Origin of the sequence: Staphylococcus gallinarum (assembly GCF_000875895.1) — a bacterium.
GTDB classification, from domain to species: Bacteria; Bacillota; Bacilli; order Staphylococcales; family Staphylococcaceae; genus Staphylococcus; species Staphylococcus gallinarum.
The window spans coordinates 1-241 of the sequence record NZ_JXCF01000229.1; the positions used below are offsets into that span (position 1 = coordinate 1).

Annotated in this window: 1 protein-coding gene; it reads left to right on the plus strand. The window is 34.0% G+C overall.

Features of this window, described 5'->3' with window-relative positions:
• A partial coding sequence (gene mobC / locus SH09_RS14220; protein ID WP_042740246.1) for a plasmid mobilization relaxosome protein MobC occupies nt 1-241 on the plus strand: 241 nt, incomplete at both ends.

Sequence of the window (241 nt, forward strand, 5' to 3'; positions counted from 1 at the left end):
AACTTTGAATATGACAGTGCCTAATTTCGTTAAGAAAAAGGCACAAGGCAGTCGATTAGTGTCGCCAAAATTAGACAAAGAAACGCGACAATCGATTGCCAAAGATTTAAGTCATTTGGGTAGTAATGTGAATCAGATTGCTAAGTGGTTTAATCAAAATAAAGATAAGGCTACACATTTACCAGAAGAGAAATATCATGATTTAGAAAAGCAATTTGATGATGTGAAAAAGGAGTTGCAT